The sequence below is a fragment of the Yoonia sp. KMU-150 genome, from assembly GCF_056858355.1.
On sequence record NZ_JBXEQF010000001.1, the window covers coordinates 2,520,567 to 2,542,430 of the forward strand.

General features: G+C 63.1%; 18 protein-coding genes and 1 tRNA gene. 11 read left to right on the forward strand and 8 right to left on the reverse strand.

What is annotated here, in order from left to right; translation table 11 throughout:
* Window positions 1-55 precede the first annotated feature (55 nt).
* The 4 genes from AC04PH_RS12615 to AC04PH_RS12630 all read left to right on the forward strand — a co-directional run bounded on the left by AC04PH_RS12615 (window position 56) and on the right by AC04PH_RS12630 (window position 5,333).
* Window positions 56-739 (forward strand): glutathione S-transferase family protein, encoded by a 684-nt coding sequence (locus AC04PH_RS12615; RefSeq protein ID WP_483066090.1) that lies wholly within the window; start codon window positions 56-58, stop codon window positions 737-739.
* Window positions 739-2,112: an L-serine ammonia-lyase gene (locus AC04PH_RS12620; RefSeq protein ID WP_483066091.1), complete on the forward strand. Its 1,374-nt coding sequence runs from the start codon at window positions 739-741 to the stop codon at window positions 2,110-2,112. Before AC04PH_RS12615 ends, AC04PH_RS12620 begins: the two co-directional genes overlap by 1 nt.
* Before the next feature lie 162 nt (window positions 2,113-2,274).
* The gene (locus AC04PH_RS12625; protein WP_483066092.1) at window positions 2,275-3,420 is read left to right on the forward strand and encodes a serine hydrolase domain-containing protein; all 1,146 of its coding nucleotides are present in this window, start codon (window positions 2,275-2,277) and stop codon (window positions 3,418-3,420) included.
* Window positions 3,421-4,424: 1,004 nt separating this feature from the next.
* Window positions 4,425-5,333 (forward strand): DMT family transporter, encoded by a 909-nt coding sequence (locus AC04PH_RS12630; RefSeq protein WP_483066093.1) that lies wholly within the window; start codon window positions 4,425-4,427, stop codon window positions 5,331-5,333.
* Here AC04PH_RS12630 and AC04PH_RS12635 read toward each other — a convergent pair.
* Complete coding sequence (locus tag AC04PH_RS12635; RefSeq protein ID WP_483066094.1) at window positions 5,278-5,859, reverse strand: thiamine diphosphokinase; 582 nt, start codon at window positions 5,857-5,859, stop codon at window positions 5,278-5,280. The genes AC04PH_RS12630 and AC04PH_RS12635 overlap by 56 nt on opposite strands.
* A 275-nt stretch (window positions 5,860-6,134) precedes the next feature.
* Here AC04PH_RS12635 and AC04PH_RS12640 point away from each other — a divergent pair, with 275 nt between their 5' ends.
* Window positions 6,135-8,342, forward strand: coding sequence for a hypothetical protein (locus AC04PH_RS12640; RefSeq protein WP_483066095.1), 2,208 nt, complete (start codon window positions 6,135-6,137; stop codon window positions 8,340-8,342).
* A gap of 67 nt (window positions 8,343-8,409) precedes the next feature.
* Here the strand turns inward: AC04PH_RS12640 and AC04PH_RS12645 are convergent, their stop codons facing one another.
* The gene (locus AC04PH_RS12645; RefSeq protein ID WP_483066096.1) at window positions 8,410-9,006 is read right to left on the reverse strand and encodes a TetR/AcrR family transcriptional regulator; all 597 of its coding nucleotides are present in this window, start codon (window positions 9,004-9,006) and stop codon (window positions 8,410-8,412) included.
* Window positions 9,007-9,112: 106 nt separating this feature from the next.
* Between AC04PH_RS12645 and AC04PH_RS12650 the strand changes: the two genes are divergently transcribed.
* The 6 genes from AC04PH_RS12650 (at window position 9,113) to AC04PH_RS12675 (ending at window position 14,308) form a co-directional block, all read left to right on the forward strand.
* The gene (locus AC04PH_RS12650; protein ID WP_483066097.1) at window positions 9,113-9,433 is read left to right on the forward strand and encodes a hypothetical protein; all 321 of its coding nucleotides are present in this window, start codon (window positions 9,113-9,115) and stop codon (window positions 9,431-9,433) included.
* 55 nt (window positions 9,434-9,488) lie between these two features.
* The gene (locus AC04PH_RS12655) at window positions 9,489-10,775 is read left to right on the forward strand and encodes a homoserine dehydrogenase (protein ID WP_483066098.1); all 1,287 of its coding nucleotides are present in this window, start codon (window positions 9,489-9,491) and stop codon (window positions 10,773-10,775) included.
* A gap of 67 nt (window positions 10,776-10,842) precedes the next feature.
* Window positions 10,843-11,229: a VOC family protein gene (locus tag AC04PH_RS12660; protein WP_483066099.1), complete on the forward strand. Its 387-nt coding sequence runs from the start codon at window positions 10,843-10,845 to the stop codon at window positions 11,227-11,229.
* Between the two features lie 88 nt (window positions 11,230-11,317).
* Window positions 11,318-12,283: a class II fructose-bisphosphatase gene (gene glpX / locus AC04PH_RS12665; protein WP_483066100.1), complete on the forward strand. Its 966-nt coding sequence runs from the start codon at window positions 11,318-11,320 to the stop codon at window positions 12,281-12,283.
* Window positions 12,284-12,355: 72 nt separating this feature from the next.
* Window positions 12,356-14,119 (forward strand): single-stranded-DNA-specific exonuclease RecJ, encoded by a 1,764-nt coding sequence (recJ, locus tag AC04PH_RS12670; RefSeq protein ID WP_483066101.1) that lies wholly within the window; start codon window positions 12,356-12,358, stop codon window positions 14,117-14,119.
* A 114-nt stretch (window positions 14,120-14,233) separates the two neighbouring features.
* Window positions 14,234-14,308, forward strand: a tRNA-Glu gene (locus tag AC04PH_RS12675).
* A gap of 131 nt (window positions 14,309-14,439) precedes the next feature.
* On the opposite strand, the gene AC04PH_RS12680 is transcribed toward AC04PH_RS12675, so the two are convergent.
* The 6 genes from AC04PH_RS12680 to AC04PH_RS12705 form a co-directional block, all read right to left on the reverse strand.
* Window positions 14,440-17,193, reverse strand: coding sequence for a tail fiber protein (locus AC04PH_RS12680; protein ID WP_483066102.1), 2,754 nt, complete (start codon window positions 17,191-17,193; stop codon window positions 14,440-14,442).
* A gap of 958 nt (window positions 17,194-18,151) precedes the next feature.
* Window positions 18,152-18,652, reverse strand: coding sequence for an SRPBCC family protein (locus AC04PH_RS12685; RefSeq protein ID WP_483066103.1), 501 nt, complete (start codon window positions 18,650-18,652; stop codon window positions 18,152-18,154).
* Window positions 18,653-18,738: 86 nt separating this feature from the next.
* The gene (locus AC04PH_RS12690; RefSeq protein WP_483066104.1) at window positions 18,739-19,968 is read right to left on the reverse strand and encodes an RNA polymerase sigma factor; all 1,230 of its coding nucleotides are present in this window, start codon (window positions 19,966-19,968) and stop codon (window positions 18,739-18,741) included.
* The gene (locus tag AC04PH_RS12695; protein ID WP_483066105.1) at window positions 19,965-20,318 is read right to left on the reverse strand and encodes a YciI family protein; all 354 of its coding nucleotides are present in this window, start codon (window positions 20,316-20,318) and stop codon (window positions 19,965-19,967) included. Before AC04PH_RS12695 ends, AC04PH_RS12690 begins: the two co-directional genes overlap by 4 nt.
* Before the next feature lie 27 nt (window positions 20,319-20,345).
* Window positions 20,346-20,858 carry an SRPBCC family protein gene (locus AC04PH_RS12700; RefSeq protein WP_483066106.1) on the reverse strand — a complete coding sequence of 171 codons (513 nt, stop codon included), beginning with the start codon at window positions 20,856-20,858 and terminating at the stop codon, window positions 20,346-20,348.
* 221 nt (window positions 20,859-21,079) lie between these two features.
* The gene (locus AC04PH_RS12705) at window positions 21,080-21,835 is read right to left on the reverse strand and encodes a hypothetical protein (protein ID WP_483066107.1); all 756 of its coding nucleotides are present in this window, start codon (window positions 21,833-21,835) and stop codon (window positions 21,080-21,082) included.
* Window positions 21,836-21,864: the final 29 nt, after the last annotated feature.

Genomic DNA, 21,864 nt, shown 5'->3' on the forward strand with positions numbered 1-21,864 from the left:
CGCGCCACGTCGCATTTCGCGCGCGCGGTTCCGCGCCAGCGGATAAGGTGCGCGCATGACACAGCTGACCCTCCACTACGCCCCCGACAACGCCTCGCTTTGCGTGCGCCTCGCGCTGCGGCAGTTGGGCCTGCCCTTTTCAACGCAGCTGGTGGACCGCGCCACGCGGCAGCAACGGTCGCCTGCCTACCTGAAGCTGAACCCCAACGGCCTGATCCCGGTGCTGGAAACCCCCGACGGCCCGATCTTCGAAACCGCGGCGATCCTGTTGTGGCTGGCCGACCGCCAGCCCGGCACCGCGTTTCCGGCCCCCGGTGACCCGGCCCGCACGACGGCGCTGGCCCGCCTGTTCTGGCTGTCGAACACCCTGCACCCGGCCCTGAGGATGCTGTTCTACCCCGACCACTACGCGCCGGAGGCTGCGGCGCATCTGCGCAAGCAAACACAGGGACGGCTGAAAGCACTCTACCGGCAACTCGACCAGGCGGATCTGACCTGGATCGACCGCGACGGCCCCGCGATCATGGCCTGCTATCTGGCCCCGATGCTGCGCTGGTCCGGGCTTTACGGCGGTGATGCGTCGTGGTTTGGCTTGGCGGACTATCCAAACCTGCGCCGCTTTGCCGCGCGTTTCGAAACCACACCCGCGATGCTGGACGCGATCACTGCCGAAGGTCTCGGCTCGCATCCGATCACCGCACCCGTGCACCCCAACCCGCCCGAAGGGACCGCCACCTGATGTTTCTGTCCGTTTTCGATATGTTCAAGGTCGGCGTCGGCCCGTCGTCCTCCCATACCATCGGCCCCATGGTCGCCGCCGCCCGGTTTCTGGATCACCTGCGCGCGCAGCCTTTCGCGGTCGCCGGGCTGAAGGCGTCGCTGCACGGCTCGCTGTCGTTTACCGGCGTCGGCCATGCCACCGACCGCGCGGTGATCCTCGGCCTCGCCGGGTTTCGCGCCGATGACTACGACGCCGAAAAGGCAGAGGCGGAACTCGCGCGGATCAAGGCGGACAAGACGGTGATGCCGGACGGGCTGGGCACCCTGCGCTTCGATCCCACCGGCGATCTGCATTTCGACTTCGGCCCGCCGCTGCCCGGCCACGCCAACGGGCTGATCCTGCGCGGCACCGATGCGCAGGGCGATGTCATCACCTCCGTCACCTATTATTCCATCGGCGGCGGCTTTGTCCTGACCGAGGCGGAACTGTCCGCAGGCAAGGACACCGACGACGGCCCCCCTGTCCCCTACCCGTTCAAGAGCGCCGCAGAGATGCTGGAGATGGCAAAGATCAGCGGCAAGTCCATCGCCGCGATGAAACGCGCCAACGAACTCAGCCGCCGCGCCGCACTCGACCTCGACAATGGCCTGACCCGCATCTGGGACGTGATGAACGGCTGCATCGACCGGGGGTTGACCACCGACGGCACCCTGCCCGGCGGGTTGAAGGTGCGGCGGCGGGCCAAGGGCATCCACGATGCGCTGATCGCGGAACGCGGCATGAACCAGCGCGCGCCGCACACGATCAACGATTGGATGCAGGCCTACGCCATGGCCGTGAACGAGGAGAACGCCGCAGGCGGGCAGGTCGTCACCGCCCCCACCAACGGGGCCGCCGGCGTGGTGCCCGCCACGATCCGCTACTGGCTCGATCACGTACCGGGTGCCACGGTCGACCGCGTGCCGGACTTCCTGCTGACGGCGGCGGCCATCGGCGGGCTGATCAAGTTCAACGCCTCGATCTCCGGTGCCGAATGCGGCTGCCAGGCAGAGGTCGGATCGGCCTCGGCCATGGCCGCCGCGGGCCTCTGCGCCGTGATGGGCGGCACCCCGGAGCAGATTGAAAACGCAGCGGAAATCGCGCTTGAACACCACCTCGGCATGACCTGCGACCCGGTGAAGGGCCTCGTGCAGGTCCCCTGCATCGAACGCAACGGTCTGGGCTGCATCAAGGCCGTCTCCGCCGCGTCCCTCGCCCTGCGCGGCGACGGCACCCATCTGGTGCATCTCGACGTCGCGATCGAGACGATGCGCCAGACCGGCATGGATATGTCGGAGAAATACAAGGAAACGGCCTTGGGTGGCTTGGCGGTGAACGTGCCGAATTGCTGATGGCGGACCTCTGCGTCCACTAAACCTTACGCGTGTCCGCTGACTGTCGTCCAATAGCGGCAAGCCGACACGGACATGGGCAATGTTCTCTGACGGGGGTCCTTGGCCATTGCGCGTATCGTTCCAACCCTTCATCCTGTCGGTGAACGAGGGAGGTCAGCGATGTTCACCCGGCGTACCATTCTGTCCAGCCTGCTCGCCGTCTGTTTGCCGGCGGTCGTGGCGGCCCAGCAGATCGACACCACGCCAGCCGAACGCGGCGACGGCTGGCCGGTCGCGTCACCGTCTCAGGCAGGACTCGACCCCGATGCGCTCGCCGCCCTTGCCGAGCGGATCGACGCGGGCCCCTTCATACCGAACGTCCACGCCCTGTTGATCGAACATGAGGGACGGCTGGTTTTCGAACAGTACTGGCCCGGCGAGGACCTGGACTGGGACGGACCGATGCGCCGCGTGAACCATGGCCCGACGACCCTGCACAGCCTGCGCTCCGTTACAAAAAGCGTGACCTCCCTGCTCCTGGGCATCGCGCTCGGCGATACGGCAGAGGATGCGCTTGCCCGCCCGATTGCCGGCTTCTTCCCCGACAGGCCTGACCTCGGCGGCGGGCTGGAGGCGGTCACGCTGCACCATGTCCTGACGATGACCGCCGGGCTGGCGTGGAACGAGACGCTGGTGCCCTACGTCAACGAAAATAATGACTTCCGCAGGCTTGGCATGACAGACGATCCTGTCGGATTTGTGCTGACGAAAGAGCTTCGCGACACACCCGGGGATCGCTGGACCTACAACTCCGGGCTGACCGACATCACCGCCGGGGTCATCGGGAACCTGACCGGCAGGCCAGTGATCGACTACGCCGACGAAGTGCTTTTCGGCCCGCTCGGCATCACCGACTACGACTGGCACCGGCCCGCCGCCTGGGGGCCGGACAGCTTTCCCAGCGCCGGGGCGGGTCTGCGCATGCGGGCGCGCGATCTGGCCAAGATCGGCTCGCTCATCCTGCATGACGGAAGGTGGCAAGGGCGTCAGGTCGTGCCTGCGGAATGGGTCAGGCTGTCCACCATGCGCCACGTCCAGAACACCGATTGGGGACCGCCCGGCGTCTATGGCTACGGCTATTTCTGGTTCCCCGGCACGCTCCCGTCCGGCCAAAAGGTGATCCGCGCGGTCGGCAGCGGCGATCAGCGGATATTCGTTCTGCCCGAGGAGGGTTTGGCGATCACCATCTTCGCGGGCAACTACGACACCTGTTGCAGCGGTATCGACGAGGTGATCCTCGGCCGAATCCTCCGCGCTTTGCGCTGAGTAGGGATGCATTGCGTTTTGGTTTCTGAGGGGTGTCCGGTTTGCGGGAGTTAGCAGTCATCCATGAGTGAAAGTTCAAGATTTGCTATTGCTGGGTAGGCTGGAAGTTTTGAAGTCTGCTCAAGTGACAAATGCTCGTGGTTTCAGACACGCCCACGTCGAAAGAGTGATGACTTAGCAGTACGAACAAGCAGACAGTTCGTGTTACAAACTCAAGATGAAAGCAAATAGATCGGGCATCCTATTGCTCAGGATCATCACGCCGATCGCGATCAGAAGTATCCCGATGTTCTTTCTCTGACGTGTCATCATTCTTTGCTTTGCCATCTTTGAGGACTTTGATTCCCAACCAAATTGCAAGGACGCCTGCCAGTGTAGCCACTAGATCAGAAATCAACCCTATTACTGGTGCCATATCGATATACTCCGTATTCGTTATAGCCCTCCAATATTCACATATTTTTTGGTCGCCGTAAGTCGTTTACGACCTGTGCGGCACGCCACCGACTGTCTACGATGAGTAAACTTATGAGCGAAAGAGAAACTCTGCCATTCAAATAAAATGGAAAATATATATAAAACAGTTAGTTGTAGATGCTTTGGGAATTTTAGAAGTTACGCAACCTGCAAAATCTCAAAATGTCGCGTTTCTACGAAAAAAGTTTGAGGTAAGGCCTCGAATGAACAGAACGTTGATTGGGTTCGCACTCACTGGCCGCCAGCATCATAGCCGACCTTCGCCACGTTGCAGCGCTTAGGTTAGTCTGGACTCAGTCCCGACATTCGCCGTTCTGCAGCAAATTACCATATCTGAATTCAAGAGCGACATTCGACTGTTCACCGTTACCTCCCACCCGTACCCACCGTTAACCCTCTCTTCATATTAACCTTTCAGGAACGTACGCTGCACATAACACGTTTCGCGTGCGAAACGCCGCCGTCTCTCCGCGCGGACCGTCGCATTGCAAATTGCACCCGGCACCGGCGCGGCCTAGGGTTGCCGGATGAACGCTGATCGCCCCTTTCTCGGAATCCTGTTGATGCTGGGGTTCTGCATTCTGGCACCGCTGGGCGACAGCCTGGCCAAGCTGCTCGGCGACCGGATTTCCATCGGATTGCTCGTGTTCGTGCGGTTCTCGGTGCAGGCGGCGATCCTGATTCCGCTGGCGCTGCTTTCAGGCAAATCGCTGCGCCTTCCCCCCGGCACGCTGAAGTTCGTCATGTTGCGCACCATGCTGCATATCGCGGGCATCAGCCTGATGTTCAGCGCCTTGCTTTATCTGCCGCTGGCCGATGCGGTGGCCATCGCCTTCGTCATGCCGTTCATCATGCTGCTGCTGGGTCACTTCGTGCTGGGCGAGGAGGTCGGCCCGCAGCGGATGTGGGCCTGCGGCGTCGGGTTCATCGGCACGCTGCTGGTGATCCAGCCCAATTTCGCCGCCGTGGGCTGGCCCGCGCTGCTGCCGCTGGGCGTCGCGGTGGTGTTCGCGTTCTTCATGCTCGTCACCCGGCAGATCGCCAAGCAGATCGACGCGATCCCGCTGCAGGCCGTCAGCGGCGCGCAGGCCAGCGCGATGATCCTGCCGTTCCTGATCCTGTTTCCCGACGCACCCGGTCTGGCCCTCGTCATGCCCGACCAGACGACGTGGCTGATGCTGGCCGCCCTTGGCCTGCTGGGCACCTTCGCGCATCTGCTGATGACGTGGAGCCTGCGTTTCGCGCCGTCGGCGACGCTGGCCCCGATGCAATATCTGGAAATTCCGATCAGCACGCTGATCGGCTGGATGATTTTCGCGGCCCTGCCGAACGGGCTGGCGGCTGTGGGCATCGTGATCACCGTGGCCGCCGGGCTTTACATCATCCTGCGCGAACAACGCCTTGCACGGCTGAAAATGCCGCCAGCGGCAGCGTGATCAACAGCTGCCCCATGCAGTGAACTGTCACGCGGGGCGCGCGCGTTTCGTTCGATGTGCTGACAAAGCCCTGTGCGGTCATGGCGGCATCCGTGATGTCCCAGCGCAGGCCATCGGTATCGACCCGCGCCGCGCCCAATGGCAGCAGACCGACCCGCGTGCCGGGCGGCAGGTCGAGTGTGGTCCGCCCCTGTCTGGCCAGAAAACAGACGTCGGCGGCGGACAAAAGTACCACGTTCCACAGCTTGCGGCGCACCAGCGTGTTCAACACGCCCATCGTATGATCCAGCCGCCCGCCCAGAAACCCGGCGGCGATGATCAGCGGCGCGTCGATCTCGGCCACGACCTTTTCGAAATCCGACAGGTTTTGATCGTTCGCAGGATACAGCCGGTCGGCGAAGGCCGCCTTCGCCGCTGGCGAAAGCGAGTCCATATCGCCGATCACCGCCTGCGGCACCAGCCCCGCCCGCAGGAGATGATCCGCCCCGCCGTCAGCCGCCACATGGGTTGGCGCGTGGGTTTGCACTATGTTAAGAACTTGCGGTGCAATCTCGGCCCCACCGAAAAGGCCGACAGGATCGGGGCTGCGAACAATCGGGCCGGGCATTTGCGATTACACTCCAATCGGGAAACATTCCCCAAAACGGCCACGAAATAATACCGCCATAAACCCTGTCTTGTGCCGGTTTGCGAACCAATTGATGGTAAACAAACTGTCACTGGGATTGGGAGAAAGCGAGCAAAAACATGCTAGGATCATCGAAGATTCTAACGGTTTCCTACGGGACCTTCTCGTGCACGTTGGAGGGATTCGACGATTCCTTCTCCACGATGAAGGCGATTGCGGAATACTTCCGTGATCTGGCAGCCGACGACAGATATTTCGGGGCCGAACCCCCGACCCCCGACGCCGACATGCTGGCGCGCATCGCCGAACGCGAAATTTCGCGCCGGGTCGAGGCGCGCACGGATGATTCCGGCATTGTGCTGCGCGCCGCAAGCGCGCTTGCAGCGCCCGAGGCATCCGAACCGTCCGCCCCCGCCGGGCAGACCGAAGCGCCGACGATGCCACCCGCCGCGACACCGCCCGCCCAGGCGATGGACGAGGCTGTTGCCGACCGGACGCAGGAGGACGCAGCACCAGTCGCCGATACCGCCGCAGAGCACGCGACAGCGCCGGATCAGGAGGTCGCCGCAGAAACGCTCGCCGACGACCAGTCCGATCAGGACGATGCCTTGGCCGATACGTCGCTCACCTTTGCGGATATGGCACCGACGACACCGACAGAGCCGCCGGCCCATCCCGACGCCGAAAGCGTCGCGGCAAAGTTGCAGCGTATCCGTGCCGTGGTCAGCAAGGGGGCCGCTCCCACCGCCGCCTATGCCGAGGACCAGCACGCGCGTGACATCGCCGGGTCTGACGCAGATGACACCCTGACCGCAGACACGTTCGAGGCCGATGTCGACAGCGACGACGAGCGAGACATGGCGGAATCCGTGCACGATCACGCGGCACATGAAGCCGAGACCGCCATCGAAGAAGACGCCATCGATGAGGTACAGGCGTTCGACGGCGTGACGGACGATGCCGTTGCGGGTGATGCCGCAGTTGCGGAAGACCCGGCGGACGACCGCACCGAGGCGGAGCCTGTCGCCGAAGAGACGGCGCTTGCCGCTGACGCGATCGAACAGGCGACGGCCGAAGACGACGGGTTCGACATGGACACGTCGGAAGAGGCTGAAGCGTCTGACGAGGCGGAAGTGTCGGATAACGTCGACGATGAGGTCTCCTCCGAAGCCGATGCTACCGACGACAGCGACACTCTCGCCAATATCGCGGCACAGACCGACACAGGTGCGGCACAGCCAGCCGTGCGCGCCCGGATCGTGCGTCTTCGCAAGACCGAGCCAGTTGAAGAATCGCCCGTGACGGAGCAGGCGACTACCGCCGACACAAGCCTGATCGAAAGCGTTCTTGGTACGGATACGGATGCTGCGGAGGCGGCGCCCGAAGAGGCCAGCGCCGATGCACAGGACGATGTCGCCGAAAGCGATGAAGCGCACGTCGCTGAGCAGGAAGATGCTGCACAGGACGACGCTGCCGACGCGCTTTTGCTCGACGACAGTTTTTCGGTCGCCGATGAAGACGAACCCGTCGAGAGCATCGCTGCCCTTGACGGTGCCGACGAGTTGATCGGCAGCGACGGCACCGATGCCGACGCCGAAAGCGACCTGTCGCCAGAAGACGAGGCGGCGCTGCAGGAAGAACTGGCAGAGGTCGAGGCGGAAGTGGCGGCGATGCCGGCACCCGCACCCCGCCCCGGTCGCAGCGTGCTTCCCGAAACGGACGATGCCGCGATGTCGCGCATCATGTCCCAGACCGACGAGGCCTTGTCGGAGCCCGAAGGCAGCCGCCGGCGCAACGCGATTGCACAGCTGAAAGCCGCCGTCGCGGCGACAGAGGCGGCGCGCCAGCTGGGCGACAAGAGCGACCCGGCTGCCGAGACCGAAACCGCGTTCCGGGCCGATCTGGAAGATGCGGTGCGCCCGCAGCGTCCTGCACGCCCTACACGGCCACAGGTATCGGACCAGAGCCGGACAGAGCGTCCGCGCCCTGCCCCGCTCAAGCTGGTGGCGTCGCAGCGGGTCGACACCCCCGCCGCGGCACAGGCACCGGTGCAACCACGCCGCGTGGCCGCAACCGAGCCGATGATCCAGACGGATGCGGCCAGCTTTGCCGAATTCGCCGAAGAAATGGGCGCGACAGAGTTGCCCGATCTTCTGGAAGCGGCAGCGGCCTACACCGCCTTCGTCGAAGGGGTCGAGGATTTCTCGCGCCCGCAGATCATGAAGAAGGTGCAGCTGACCACGGATCAGGCGTTCAGCCGCGAGGACGGTCTGCGCTCTTTCGGGACGCTGCTGCGCCAGGGCCGGATCAGCAAGGTCCGCAACGGCCGCTTTCAGGTGTCCGAGCAGACGCGGTTCCGCCCGGAACAGCGCGCCGGCTGATCAGGCACAAACGAAATGAAAGGCGGCGTCGGAGCAACCCGGCGCCGCTTTTTTGCGTGGGGGTGCGTCATGCACCGCCCTGCGCAACGGCCTTGCGCACAAGATCCCAATAGATCGTTTCGATCCGCGCGATTTCCAGTCTGCCACCGGCGCGATACCAGTTGTTCACGCCCGTCAGCAAAGCGATGAGCGCCAGCGTGGTGATCCGCTTGTCCGGCAGGTCGAACACACCTTCGGCGACGCCCTGATCGAGGATCCGCTCCAGCCGGTCCTCGTAGGCGCGCCGCAACTGCTCGATCCGGGCAAAATTCTCTGGCGACAGGTTGCGCAGCTCCATGTAGGCCACAAAGACCTGATCGGTGCGCGGAATGTGGAACCGGATATGGAACCGGGTGAAAGCCTCCAGCTGATCCAGGGCACTGCCGGCGATGCCCGCCGCGTCGAGCGCGGCCAGCACCTCGGCCAGGTGGGACTGCATCAGGTCAAACAGCAGGGACTGCTTGTCCGGCGTGTAATTGTAGAGCGCCCCGGCCTGCACGCCGACCTCGGCCGCGATCTGGCGCATCGACACCGCGGCATAGCCGTGGCGCGCGATCAGGCGCAGGGCCGCATCGCGGACCTTCGGTCCGGTGATATCAGAGTGAGAGCCTTGCTTGCGCGCCATGGCGGCATTTAACTGAACGTCTGTTCATTTGAAAAGCCCCGACGTGCCTTGCCCCTCCTGCCCCCCCGCCGATATGGTCGCGCGGATGGCCCCATGGGCCCACCAGATGCGGACCCCGAACCCCATGCGCCTGTTCCCGATCCTTGCGGTTGCGTGCCTCGCCGCCTGCACCGATTTCCCGCAGATCGACGCGGTGGTGCCTGCGGTTGCGGAGGGCACGCCCTATCCGGCGCTGGTGCCGCTGGCACCGTTGTTGGCGCAGGCGGGCGACGCCACGACGACACGGATCACGCCGGCCACTGTCGCCAGCTTCGATAGCCGCATCGCGGCGCTGCGCGGGCGCGCTGCGGGATTGCGCGGCCCGGTTGTCGATGCCGCGACGCGCGGGCGGATGCGGGGCGCAATTGCCCGCGCCGCGTTGCGGTAGCGCCGCAAACTCGCTAACAGCGTCCCGACAGATTTAGACAGAAACGGACCCGGACATGACACAGCCACTTCGCCTTGGAATCGCAGGCCTCGGGACGGTGGGCGTCGGCGTGGTGCGGATCGTGCAGAAGCGCGCGGCCGACCTTGCGCTGCGGGCCGGACGGGCCGTCGAAATCACGGCGGTGTCGGCCCGCTCGCGCTCCAAGAACCGCGATGTCGATGTGTCGGGCTACGCCTGGGAGGACGATCCGGTCGCCCTGGCCACGCGCGACGACGTCGATGTGTTCGTCGAACTGATGGGCGGGGACAGCGGACCGGCGAAAGCCGCGACCGAGGCGGCGCTTGCGGCGGGCAAGGATATCGTGACCGCGAACAAGGCGCTGCTGGCGATCCACGGCCAGGCACTGGCCGAACAGGCCGAAGCGGCAGGACGGGCGATCCGGTTCGAGGCGGCGGTCGCCGGTGGTATCCCGGTCATCAAGGCGCTGAACGAGGGGTTGGCCGCAAACGAAATCACCCGCGTGATGGGCGTCATGAACGGCAGCTGCAACTACATCCTGACCCGGATGGAGGACGCGGGCCTGTCGTATGAGGCGGTGTTCGACGAGGCGAACCAGCTTGGCTATCTCGAAGCGGACCCGGAACTGGATGTCGGCGGGATCGACGCGGCGCACAAACTGGCGCTGCTGGCCGCGATTTCGTTCGGCACGCAGGTGGATTTCGGTGCGGTCACGCTGGAAGGGATCGGCAGCGTGACGATCGACGATATCCGGCAGGCCGCCGACATGGGCTACAAGATCAAGCTGCTGGGCGTGGCACAGATGTCGGGGCGCGGGCTGGAACAACGCATGTCGCCGTGTCTGGTGCCCGACACCTCTCCTCTGGGGCAGTTGCAGGGCGGCACGAACATGATCGTGCTGGAGGGCGACAGCGTCGGCCAGATCGTGCTGCGCGGCCCCGGCGCAGGTGAAGGACCGACCGCGAGTGCGGTGATGGGCGACGTCGTCGATCTGGCGCGCGGGTTTCGGATGCCGGTGTTCGGGCAGCCTGCCAAGGGGTTGCGTCGCGCGCGGGCGGCGATGTCGGCGGTATCCGCCCCCTACTACCTGCGCTTGCAGTTGCAGGACAAGCCCGGCGCGCTGGCCAAGGTCGCCCGCGCGCTGGGCGAGGCCGGGATTTCGATCGACCGGATGCGGCAGTACGAACACGCGGACGCCTCGGCCCCGGTGCTGATCGTGACGCACAAGACGACCCGCACGGCGCTGGACGAGGCGCTGGACGCCATGGGCGGCACGGGTGTGGTGACCGGATCGCCTGTGGCCATCCGGATCGAGGCGGTCTGACCCTGCTGCCGCAATCTGACAGGGCGGTCTGGCAGACTGGGGCCGCACATTGCTCAGGAGGCCCAGAATGATCGACCACACCGGTATCACCGCATCGGATTTCGCCAAGGCGACGGAATTTTACGACGCCGTTTTCGCGGCACTGGGCGGCGCGCTGCTGGCCACCGTGCCCACTGCATTCACCGGCGGCGTCGCCGTGACGGGCTATGGCCGCGACCGCCCGGTATTCTGGATTTCGCAAGGCGATCCGCAACGGCCGGCCGTCCATATCGCGTTCAGCGCGAACAACCGTGCGATGGTCGATGCCTTCCACGCCGCCGGCCTTGCCGCGGGTGGCCGCGACAACGGTGCACCGGGACTTCGCCCGCAGTATCACGAAGACTACTACGGTGCGTTCCTGCTGGATCCCGACGGCAACAATATCGAGGCGGTGTGCCACACGCCGGAGGGCTGACCGGCCATTTCCGGGCCGTTAGCGCCACCATGGTTGTGTTGATTCCGCCTTGAGTCTAGGTCACGTCCAACCAGCCGAGGAATTGACCATGCCGACCGCACCCGAGTTTCACGACCGCACCCTGTCTTTGGGCCTTGCCCGCGTGTCGGAGGCCGCGGCAATCGCCTGCGCCCCGCTGATCGGGCGCGGTGACGAAAAGGCCGCCGATCAGGCCGCGGTCGACGCCATGCGCCGACAGCTCAACAAACTGGACATTGCCGGTGTCGTCGTGATCGGCGAGGGCGAGCGTGACGAGGCGCCGATGCTTTACATCGGCGAGGAGGTCGGCACCGGCACCGGACCGGGCGTGGACATCGCACTCGATCCGCTGGAAGGCACGACCCTGACGGCCAAGGACATGCCCAATGCGCTCGCCGTGATCGCGATGGGGCCGCGCGGGACGATGCTGCACGCGCCCGACGTCTATATGGACAAGCTGGCCATCGGTCCGGGCTATCGGCCCGGTGTCGTCACGCTTGATATGTCGCCGTCCGAACGGGTGTCGGCGCTGGCATCGGCGAAGGGGTGTTCCGTCAACGACATCACCGTTTGCGTGCTGGAACGCCCGCGTCACGAGGATACGATTGCGGAAATCCGCAGCACCGGGGCCGCCATCCGCCTGATCACCGACGGCGACGTGGCCGGTGTGATGCACTGCGCCGAGCCGGGCAAGACCGGGATCGATATGTACATGGGATCGGGCGGCGCGCCCGAGGGTGTGTTGGCCGCCGCCGCGCTGAAATGCATGGGCGGGCAGATTTTCGGGCGGCTCCTGTTTCGCAACGACGACGAACGCGCACGCGCATCCAAGGCCGGGATCACAAATTTCGACCGCGTCTATACCCGCGACGATATGGTAACGGGCGATGTGATCTTTGCGGCGACCGGCGTGACCGACGGATCGCTGTTGCCCGGGATCAAGCGCGAGGTCGGGTTCGTGACCGCCGAGACCGTGTTGATGCGATCCAAGACCGGATCGGTACGCCGGATGAGCTATCGCAATCCCGCGCCCTAATTCTCGCGATTTTCTTGTCTGACGATGCCGCGCGACATGGTCTTGCGCTGATGCAGGGTCTAGTATGCGGCCATGGACAAGCCACAAGATAAGCCGCCATTTCTGGGCGTCGCGACCTCGCTCAACGGCCGGCGCTGGGTCGGCCCCAGCGAGGCGGAAGACCGTCTGGCCGAAGCGATGGCACAGGCGACCGGCCTGCCCGCCCCTGTCTGCCGGACTTTGGTCAAGCGCGGTGTTCCGGCGATGGAGGCGCAAGGCTATCTGGCCCCCACCCTGCGCGAGTTGTTGCCCGACCCGCGCAGCCTGCGCGACATGGAGAAAGCTGCCACACGGTTCCTGACGGCGGTGCGTGAACGGCAGCGCATCGCCATCTTTGCCGATTACGACGTCGACGGCGGGAGTTCGGCGGCCCTTCTGATCAGTTGGCTGCGTGACATGGGGCATGGCGCGACGCTTTATGTGCCGGACCGGATCGACGAGGGTTACGGGCCGAACGACGCGGCGATGGCGCAACTGGCGACAGACCACGATCTGATTATCTGCGTCGACTGCGGCACGCTTTCGCACGGGCCGGTCGCCGCGGCGTCGGACGCGGACGTCATCATCCTCGATCACCATCTGGGGGGCGAAACGCTGCCCGATGCCTTGGCCGTGGTGAACCCGAACCGGCAGGACGAGGATGGGGCGCTGGCACATCTTTGCGCCGCCGCCGTCGTGTTCCTGATGCTGGTGGAGGCGAACCGACAGTACAAAGTCGCGGGCCAGAGCGGGCCGGACCTGATGGCGCTGCTCGATCTGGTGGCGCTGGCCACGGTGGCCGATGTCGCCCCGCTTGTGGGTGTGAACCGGGCGCTGGTGCGCCAGGGCCTGACCGTGATGGCCCGCCGGATGCGACCCGGGATCGTGGCCCTGGCGGATGTGGCCGGGATGGACACTGCGCCGAGCAGCTATCACCTCGGGTTTCTGCTCGGGCCGCGCGTGAACGCGGGCGGGCGGATCGGACAGGCCGACCTAGGCGCGCGGCTGCTGTCCACCGCCGATCCGCATGAGGCCGCCGCCCTGGCCGAAAAGCTGGATCGGTTGAACACAGACCGGCGCGAAATCGAATCTGTCGTGCGCGAAAGCGCGCTCGCACAGGCGGAGGCCCGGGGGTTGGACAGCGCGCTGGTCTGGGCCGCAGGCGAAGGCTGGCACCCCGGTGTGGTGGGCATCGTGGCGGCGCGTCTGAAAGAGGCCACGAACCGCCCCGCCATCGTGATCGGGCTGGACGGGGACGAGGGCAAAGGCTCTGGCCGGTCCGTGTCGGGCGTCGATCTTGGGGCGGTCATCCAGCGGGTCGCGCAGGAGGGCCTGCTGATCAAGGGCGGCGGTCACAAGATGGCCGCGGGGCTGACGGTCGCGCGCGAGAACCTCGACGCGGCGATGGCGCGGATCGCGGAGCTGCTGGCGCGGCAGGGGGCCGACCGGATCGGCCCGGCCGATCTGCGGCTTGACGGTGTGCTGATGCCCGGTGCCGCCAGCGTGGCCCTGATCACCCAGCTTGAAACGGCCGGTCCTTTCGGGGCCGGTGCCCCTGCCCCACGGTTCGTCTTTCCGGATTGCCAGATCCTGTTTGCAAAGACGGTCGGGGCCAATCATCTGAAAGTCACATTCGGCGACGGGCTGGGTGCGCGGATCGACGCGATCAGCTTTGGCGCGATGGACGGGCCGATGGGTCCGGCGTTGCGCGATCACGGCGGGCGGCGCTTTCATCTGGCCGGGCGCCTGGAAGTCAATCACTGGCAGGGCCGTCAATCGGTTCAACTGCGACTGGAAGATGCGGCACCGGCCGGATAGAGGCGGCGTTACGGCCTGAACAGGCGCGCAAAAACCTGCCGCGGCATAACATTTTTTGCCAAGAATCCTCTTGCCCTTGATCGCCACCCCGCCTAAAAGCGGCTCACCAAGCGCGGTCCCTTCGTCTATCGGTTAGGACGCCAGGTTTTCAACCTGGAAAGAGGGGTTCGATTCCCCTAGGGACTGCCATGGTTCCCCCTTCAGCACAGGAATAACGCATCGCTTCGGCATGATTTGCCGTGCGCGGCAGGTGTCAGAACGCGAAAACCCGCTGCAAAATGCAGCGGGTCATGATCGTCGGCAGCGGTGTCGCACGCGCGTCAGATGAAGGTGATGTCGTCGCGCAGATCGTCCGCGGTGTTCGTCGACAGCCAATTGACCAGCTGCACGTGATCGCCACCCGAAAAGTCGAGATCGAGGTAGAGCGTATTGCCCACCGCCCGGCTGTGATTGTCGATCAGGTCGTTGGCATCGGCGAAACCGAAGGCGGTCGAGACGGCGATCGTGTCGACGTTATCCTCGAAAAGGAAGATCCGGTCGTTTTCGTTGCCCTGCATGAACTCGAAGGTGTCGGCATCGGCGCGCCCGTTCAGGCGGTCCGCCCCGGCGCTCGATTTGAACGTGTCCTCGCCGGACGAGCCGTCGTGGAAATCCGCGCCGTCGCCACCGTCGAGGATATCGTTGCCGGTGCCGCCGAGCAGGCGGTCGTTGTCGTCACCGCCGAACAACGTGTCGTTGGCCGCATCGCCGACGACGAGGTCGGCCCCCTCTCCGCCATAGAGCGTGTCGTCGGAAAACGCGCCGTACATCCGGTCGTTGCCCTCGCCACCGAACAGCGTATCGGTTCCGGCGTAACCCAGAAGCAGATCGGTGCCGTCACCGCCGAAGATGATGTCGATACTGTTGCGGCCATAGACGGTGTCATTACCTTCGCCCGCGCTCAGCGTGTTGGTGATATTGGCGGCACGGCTGCCGTAGATCGTATCGTCGAAATCCGACCCGATGACGTTTTCGATGCTGTCGAGCGTATCGGTGCCCTCGCCCGTGGCCGTGTCGCGGTCAAGCCGCACGGTGACAGCGGCCGCGGCATCCGCAAAGCTGACGGTATCATCGCCATCGCCACCGGCGATCGTGTCGTCGCCGAGACCGCCGACAAAGACGTTGTCTTCCATGTCGCCGGTCAGATCATCGCCAAAGTCCGACCCGATGACGTTTTCGATACTTTCCAGCGTGTCGGTACCTTCACCGGACGCCATGTCACTGTCCAGATCGACCGTCACCGCGCCGGTGGCACCGGCAAAGCTGACGGTATCTTCGCCGTCACCGCCACGGATCGTATCGTCGCCAAGCCCGCCGGCAAAGGCATTGTCGTTCGCATCGCCGATCAGCTCATCGCCAAAGTCGGTCCCGATCAGGTGCTGGATGTTGGTATATGTATCGCCGGCGGCAGACCCCGTATTCACGCTTTGGTCGGCGAGCGAGGCGACGACGCCGCTTGCGCTGTCGTTTTCATAGCTGACCGCATTGATACCGACGCCGCCGTCAATCGCGCCCATGAGCGCGAAACCGTCAAAGACATCGTCGTTGTCCAGGCCGTTTATCGTGATCGTGACGGTCGCCGTGTTACCGATACCGTTCTTGTAGGTGAAACTGTCGGTAGCGGTCTGCCCCACAGGCAGGTATTCGAACTCGTCATTGGGATCGTAGGCAAAGGTGCCATCGCTGTTCATGGTCAACAGGGCACCCGATTCCAGTTCAATCTCGCCGCCGCTGGACAGTGGCGCGCCGTTCAGATCGGTCACGACCAGAGGTCCGTCGGGATCGACGTCCGCCGTGGTCGGGTTGGCGTCATGCACGTCGCCGCCGGTCAGGACATCGACGTCGTCCGTAGCGAAGGCATCGTCCGCGGAAACGCTCGCAAAATCGGCAATGTCGGCCGCCAGGATCGTCGTGTCGAATTCACCACTTCTTTGACCGATGCGGATAGCCGAACCATCCTCGTCGACAATCGCCCGGCCGCGCAGATCGGGCAGGGCGAACGTCGTGCGCCCGTCGCCGCCGAATTGCGTACCCAGCAAAGAGAAGAGCGCCGAGTGCGAGGCGATCGGCAGCAATTGACCATGCGCGAAGGCATAGCCGCTCGGTGCGAAGTTGCCACCGAACATATTCACCTCGCCAAGATAGGGGCTGGATGCGTCAGAAGAATCAAGATTTTCCCTGTTCGGGAAAATCCCATCAAGCGCGATGATGTAGTTCAGCGCCAAGGTCGGCTGCTGATTTGAAAAGGACTGTCCACCGCCGCCGATGGACCCTGGCAGTTGAGCGGGGCTTAGCGTTATGTCTTCTGTGCCGCTTTTTTGCCCTTCCACGAACCTTGGCCCTCCCGGAACGAAACCGGCACCGATGGGAGCGCGGCCCTGCAGGTCAGGCAGGGCGAATGTCGTCCGACCGTCACCGCCATATATCGTGCCGAAAAGCGAAAACAGGGCCGTATTGCTCGCGATCGACAAAAGCTGACCGTTCGCCTCTACCCAGTCTCCGGGAAGTGCGCCGTCAACCAATGCAAAAGCCCTGACAGACCCCAGAACATCCTGAACCGCGGGCCCGCCGCTACGCGAAGGGTAGACGCCGCCTGTTTTCACCGCATAGACGATGGGAAGTGAGTCCTGTTCGTTCTCGAAAGACTGGCCGCTTCCCCCAAGGGACGCCGGAACATTGGCGGCGGTGAGCGGGATCTGGTCGTCTCCGAACCCCTGCCCCTGCGTGCGCGGGGTCAGACCGGCGCCGCTTCCGTTGCCGACCGCCACAGCGCCTTCGAGGTCAGGCAGGGCAAATGTGGTCCTGCCGTCACCGCCATAGGTCGTTCCCATGATCGAGAACAGCGCGGAGTTCGATGCGATGCTGACCAACTGCCCGTCTGTATCGCCATCGTTGTTGAGCGCGGTAAAGGCGTAGTTGTGGATCGCCCCCATCACACTGCCGTCGGAGGGACCGCCCGAGCTGGGAAATGTTCCATTTTGCGTGACGACGCGGTTCAATCCGAGTGTCGGCATTGCGTTGCTGATGTTTGCCATGTTCTACTCCGTCCCTGGTATTTTTATGCCGGGGACACCGTCGATGACGCGACGCCCCGATCTATTAATTCATGTAAATTCGATGATCGCCCAACGCGCGCACCCAATATTACGCAAACGTTAACCTTTTTCGCCGCACCTGTAACCCCCCCGAGCCTTGGGCAGGTGTCAGGGCGGAGGGGGCTGACCCGATTGTCACAGATCGCCGGGACAGGTCGATACATACGTTTTGCGCTAAGCCGGTCGCAGGCGATCGCTTCCCGAGCCTCGCTGACCCGAAGGGCTCGCAGCGGTGGCACACCGCCTTGCCATCAACGAACGCAATTTCTTCGCTTCCACTGAGTGCTTTCAAGAAACGACGTGCAGCGCGACACGAAGATAGCGACCAAAGACCTGTAGTCTGCCTCGACAGCAACTTTGACCGTGTCTTTGCCCGCCTGGGGCAGCATGAAGCTGATGACGATCACCGATAGGTCGTTTCCGTCTCAGGGAACTCGAATACCGCGAATGCAAAGCCCGCCGCCGAGAAGGCTGTTGTGGTCAAGGTCGACGACAAGTTCCCGCGTGGCGATCATCAGGGCGTTCGGCGATTGCAGCAATGCCGCCGAGACGGATTTCGGTAGCTCCCCGGCCGCACCGCCGCTTCGAAAACGCACATGACGTCGAGGTGTTGGAGTGGTTCCAACATCACAAGCAGTGTCGCATGCAGAAATGCGACATAACATATGATCGCGATGTTCCTGCGTTGGTGGTTCTTCGGCGCGGAGCCTGCTAAAACCGCGGTAAGGAATGGTCCCAAAACCGGCGTTTGTCAAAAGTTCACAGTGCTGCGGTACGGTCAGTTGAAAAGTCCATTCGCGGCACACACACACACAATCGGTAGAGGCAATACTCCGATTTTCTTGCCGCAAAAGAAAAGGCGGACCCGAGGCCCGCCTTCACTGTGATGCGACAGACCTCAAGCGAGGGACGCGATGTTCTTAAGGCCCTGTTCGTAGGTCTTGCCGAGCATGCGATCCATGAAGAGGCCGAAAACCCTGAAGATAGGATTAAAGCCCATATCCGACGTGACGGTCCAAGTTACACGAGACCCACTGTCCGTCGCTTTGGCTTCGATGGTCTGCACGGGCTTGCCCATGGCGCCGAGGTCGATAAGATGTGTGACGCGGGTCGCGCTCACATCTGTCACTGTCTGCGTGCCCTTGCCTTCCTTCCCTTCGAAGCGAAAGCCGGAACCGACGCCTGATTCAGGGCCGAACGGGATGATCTTCAGATCGGGGTCCGTGGTGCAATAGGGGTTGAATGTTTGGAAGCCAGAGGTCGAAGCGACGCGGGCGATGAGGTCTTCGGGAGACATGGCGACGTCGGCGTAGCGGGTCACGGCGACCTTGCGGGGCAGCAGCAAGGCGATCAGGGCGACGGCGGCGAGGATGGCGGCGATTGTGTAGATGATGGTCATGAGTCTGTCCTTTTTTCCGTGTTGGTGGGAGGAGTTTTTCTTCCCTTATGCCCACACGACGGGCGGACCCGGCGCCAATCGACACCTCAGGACATTTTTTTGCGCAAACCCGCGATTTTTTTCTCAAGCCACAGTTTTGAAGGGATGTCGGTGCAAAGGTTGAGGGCCGTTGCATAGGCTTCAGCGGCCTCGGCGGTCTGTCCTATCTCGGCAAGACAATGGGCACGGACGGCGTGGAACGGCTGGTAGTTTTGCAACCCGTCAAAGTCGATCACGTCCAGCATCTTGAGCCCTTCCGCCGGACCTGCATCTTGCGCCACGACCGCAGCGCGACTGACTGCCCCGCCGATGGACGGATAGGCGTGCATGAGGCCCTGATAGAGTTGCGACAACGCGCGCCAGTCGGTTCGGCCGGTGACAGAGCGTGCGGCGTGGACGGATTGAATGGCGGCCTCAAGCTGAAACCGTCCGGGGATGCTGCTGCCGCTGCATTTCAGCGCGGCTTGGGTCAGCGCACTGACGGACCTTTCGATCAGGCGGCTATCCCAGAGATAGACGTCCTGTTCAGGAACGGGAACGAGAACGCCGTTTGCAATCCGCGCGTCGCGGCGGGCTTCGATAAAGCCGATGAGGGCGGCCAAGCCAAGCGTTTCGGGGTTTTCCGGAGCCAGTTCGGCGAGGATGGTCGACAGGAAGAACGCCTCGTGGCTCAGATCGCCGTCTCCCTCCAGCCAATCGACGGCGTAGGCACCATAGACGGCCTCCAGCACGGCACCCATGCGGTCGGGATAATCTTCCGGCTCTGGCACGGTGAAGGGAATACCCGCCGATTTGATCTTTTTCTTCGCGCGCACAAGGCGCTGCGCCATCGTCGCGGGGTTAATCAGGAACGCCTTGGCGATCTGTTCGGCCTCCAGACCCAGAACGGTCTGAAGCATCAGCGGCGTGCGGATCTTTTCGTCCAAGGCAGGGTGGGCGCAGACGAACAGAAGTTTCAGCCGTTCGTCCAATTGCGCCTCTTGCGGTTCGATTGCGGTGGCGTCGGCCATATCGTTTGCCTCGTCTGTGATGACCAGTCGGGCATCACGGCGCGCCTGGTCGATGCGTCTGTTCTTGGCCACGGTCAAAAGCCAGGCCTCGGGTTTGTCGGGAATGCCGCTGTCTGGCCAGGTCTTCAGTGCGGCCACGAAGGCGTCGGCAAGCGCATCTTCGGCGGCGATGATGTCGCCTGTCTTGCTGGCGAGCATCGCGATCAGTTTGCCGTAGGCGGCGCGGGCGACATCCTCCGCCCGCGCCTGTGCGTCGTTCCGTGTCACACGCTGCCCATGGCAGAGGCGCGGATTTCCAGCTTGCCGTAGTGGACGTGGGGGCATTTCTCGGCCCACTTCATCGCCTCGTCGAGGTTTTCGACATCAATGGCAAAGTAGCCGCCCAGCGTCTCTTTCGTCTCGGCGAAGGGGCCGTCCTGGACCTGCTTCTCGCCACCGGCCATCGTGACGGTTGTGGCCGTATCGGCGGGGTGAAGCCAGTCGGTTTCGATAAAGACACCGGCCTCTTGCAGGGCACCGATATACTGGCCGTAGATTTCCTTGGACTTGGCCCAGTCCTCTTCGGTCATGTTGGCGGCCATTGCGGGGTCGGAGTAGAGCAAAAATGTGTAACGCATTGTTTTGTTTCCTTGTTGGTTTTCAGATTAAGCCGTAGAGTCGGCGATGTTGGCAAGGCCAAGTTCAAAATTCGGACCGATCATGCCATCCATGAAAAGCCCCATGACGCGGAATACCGGGTTCATGCCCAGGTCCATTTCCATCGTCCAGGTCACCTCGGTCGCGCCATCGACGGCCACGGCGGAAATCGCCTGCGTCGGCTGACCCAACGGCCCCAGATCGAGGTCGAAGACCACCTGATCCGCGGTGACTGACGCGACTGTCTGCTGACCAGCGCCGTCCTTGCTTTCGAACGAAAAGCCGGAGCCGACGCCGGATGTCGGGCCGAACATTTCGACCCGAAGCTCGGGATCGAGATCCTTGTAGGGGTTGAAGGCCTGATAGCCGGTGTTGGACGCGGCAAGCGCGATCACGGCCTCGGGTGTTGCCTCTATCATAGCCGAGCGCTCGATGCTCACATACCGCGGCAGGGCCTGAGTAGCCAAAGCCAAGGCAGCGATGCCGCAAGCCGTGTAAGTGGCGATTTTCCTGAATTTCATGTGTCTGTCCTCTCGTCTGTGATTGAGAAGGGCAATATTGCCTCTTCACCCACACGACGGATGAGGATTGCGTCAATCGACAGTGCCGTGAAAAAAGTTCAGGAATTTTTGAAAGCGACCCAACCGGACCTTTTTAGGTTCGATCATGCTGCATTCCAGCCCGTCGAACCTGCCTTTCACCACGGACAACGGGTGATGTCAGTCGGTAGCTATCGCTGTATCTAAGAGAGGTAAGTTAGGACCCAATGTAGTGTTTCTACGATCTGACCGCCAAGCCCGGACAAGGACAACCCAGCCGCGGTTCCGGCTGCAACGGCTCCGGCTTTCGCAAAATCGGTGAAACGCTGTCCCGCCCAAAGCATTGACTTCATTCCAAGTGTGACCAAGGCATTCAAACTATTTTGAACTGTGGCTACGTCCGGGGCTTCCGTGGAAACGGCGGTTTCAATGCGAGAGATCGCTTTGAGGGCTTCCGAAAAGTCTTTTGCTCCGATGATGAAGTCGTCGGGTGGATTGTTATGGCCAATGCCTGCAACCTGGCGAGGCTCGGAGGCAAGCGCAGAAATCATCTCCTCAAGATGATGCAGTCTGGTCAGAATTTCATCCAATCCAGCCACTTCACCACGATCACTGAACACTTGTCTGACGGCAAGCAGTGTGCTCTGCCTTTCGTCAAGGAGAGCGTGTATTCTGGCCTTTACATTTCTGCCGACCTGCGGCGCTGGAGAATATGCTCTGAGGGTCGCTTCTCCTCGTTCATGCATGACATGGGAGATGTTCCTCAGCCGATATCTGACTGAAGCGTCGTTCCGGGTAGAGAGCGGTCCGGAGGCCAAAAGCTTTTCCTGCTCTGACGCGGAGAACGGTACATCTGCCGCTTCCAGCTGCAGCATATACAGATAGGCGTCTATTGAGGTCCGGAGCTCGGAGACACTCCAAGGAACATTCGCCGATCTCTTGTTTTTCCGGTCTGCCAATCGCCGTTTTCCTGTTCAAGATACTCCTT

Bases quoted from the DNA above. Each gene is read 5' to 3' on its own strand.
- AC04PH_RS12615 (WP_483066090.1), top strand. From the start codon at position 56: ATGACACAGCTGACCCTCCACTACGCCCCCGACAACGCCTCGCTTTGC.
- AC04PH_RS12620 (WP_483066091.1), top strand. From the start codon at position 739: ATGTTTCTGTCCGTTTTCGATATGTTCAAGGTCGGCGTCGGCCCGTCG.
- AC04PH_RS12625 (WP_483066092.1), top strand. From the start codon at position 2,275: ATGTTCACCCGGCGTACCATTCTGTCCAGCCTGCTCGCCGTCTGTTTG.
- AC04PH_RS12630 (WP_483066093.1), top strand. From the start codon at position 4,425: ATGAACGCTGATCGCCCCTTTCTCGGAATCCTGTTGATGCTGGGGTTC.
- AC04PH_RS12645 (WP_483066096.1), bottom strand. From the start codon at position 9,006: ATGGCGCGCAAGCAAGGCTCTCACTCTGATATCACCGGACCGAAGGTC.
- AC04PH_RS12650 (WP_483066097.1), top strand. From the start codon at position 9,113: ATGCGGACCCCGAACCCCATGCGCCTGTTCCCGATCCTTGCGGTTGCG.
- AC04PH_RS12655 (WP_483066098.1), top strand. From the start codon at position 9,489: ATGACACAGCCACTTCGCCTTGGAATCGCAGGCCTCGGGACGGTGGGC.
- AC04PH_RS12660 (WP_483066099.1), top strand. From the start codon at position 10,843: ATGATCGACCACACCGGTATCACCGCATCGGATTTCGCCAAGGCGACG.
- glpX (WP_483066100.1), top strand. From the start codon at position 11,318: ATGCCGACCGCACCCGAGTTTCACGACCGCACCCTGTCTTTGGGCCTT.
- recJ (WP_483066101.1), top strand. From the start codon at position 12,356: ATGGACAAGCCACAAGATAAGCCGCCATTTCTGGGCGTCGCGACCTCG.
- AC04PH_RS12680 (WP_483066102.1), bottom strand. From the start codon at position 17,193: ATGGCAAACATCAGCAACGCAATGCCGACACTCGGATTGAACCGCGTC.
- AC04PH_RS12685 (WP_483066103.1), bottom strand. From the start codon at position 18,652: ATGACCATCATCTACACAATCGCCGCCATCCTCGCCGCCGTCGCCCTG.
- AC04PH_RS12695 (WP_483066105.1), bottom strand. From the start codon at position 20,318: ATGCGTTACACATTTTTGCTCTACTCCGACCCCGCAATGGCCGCCAAC.
- AC04PH_RS12700 (WP_483066106.1), bottom strand. From the start codon at position 20,858: ATGAAATTCAGGAAAATCGCCACTTACACGGCTTGCGGCATCGCTGCC.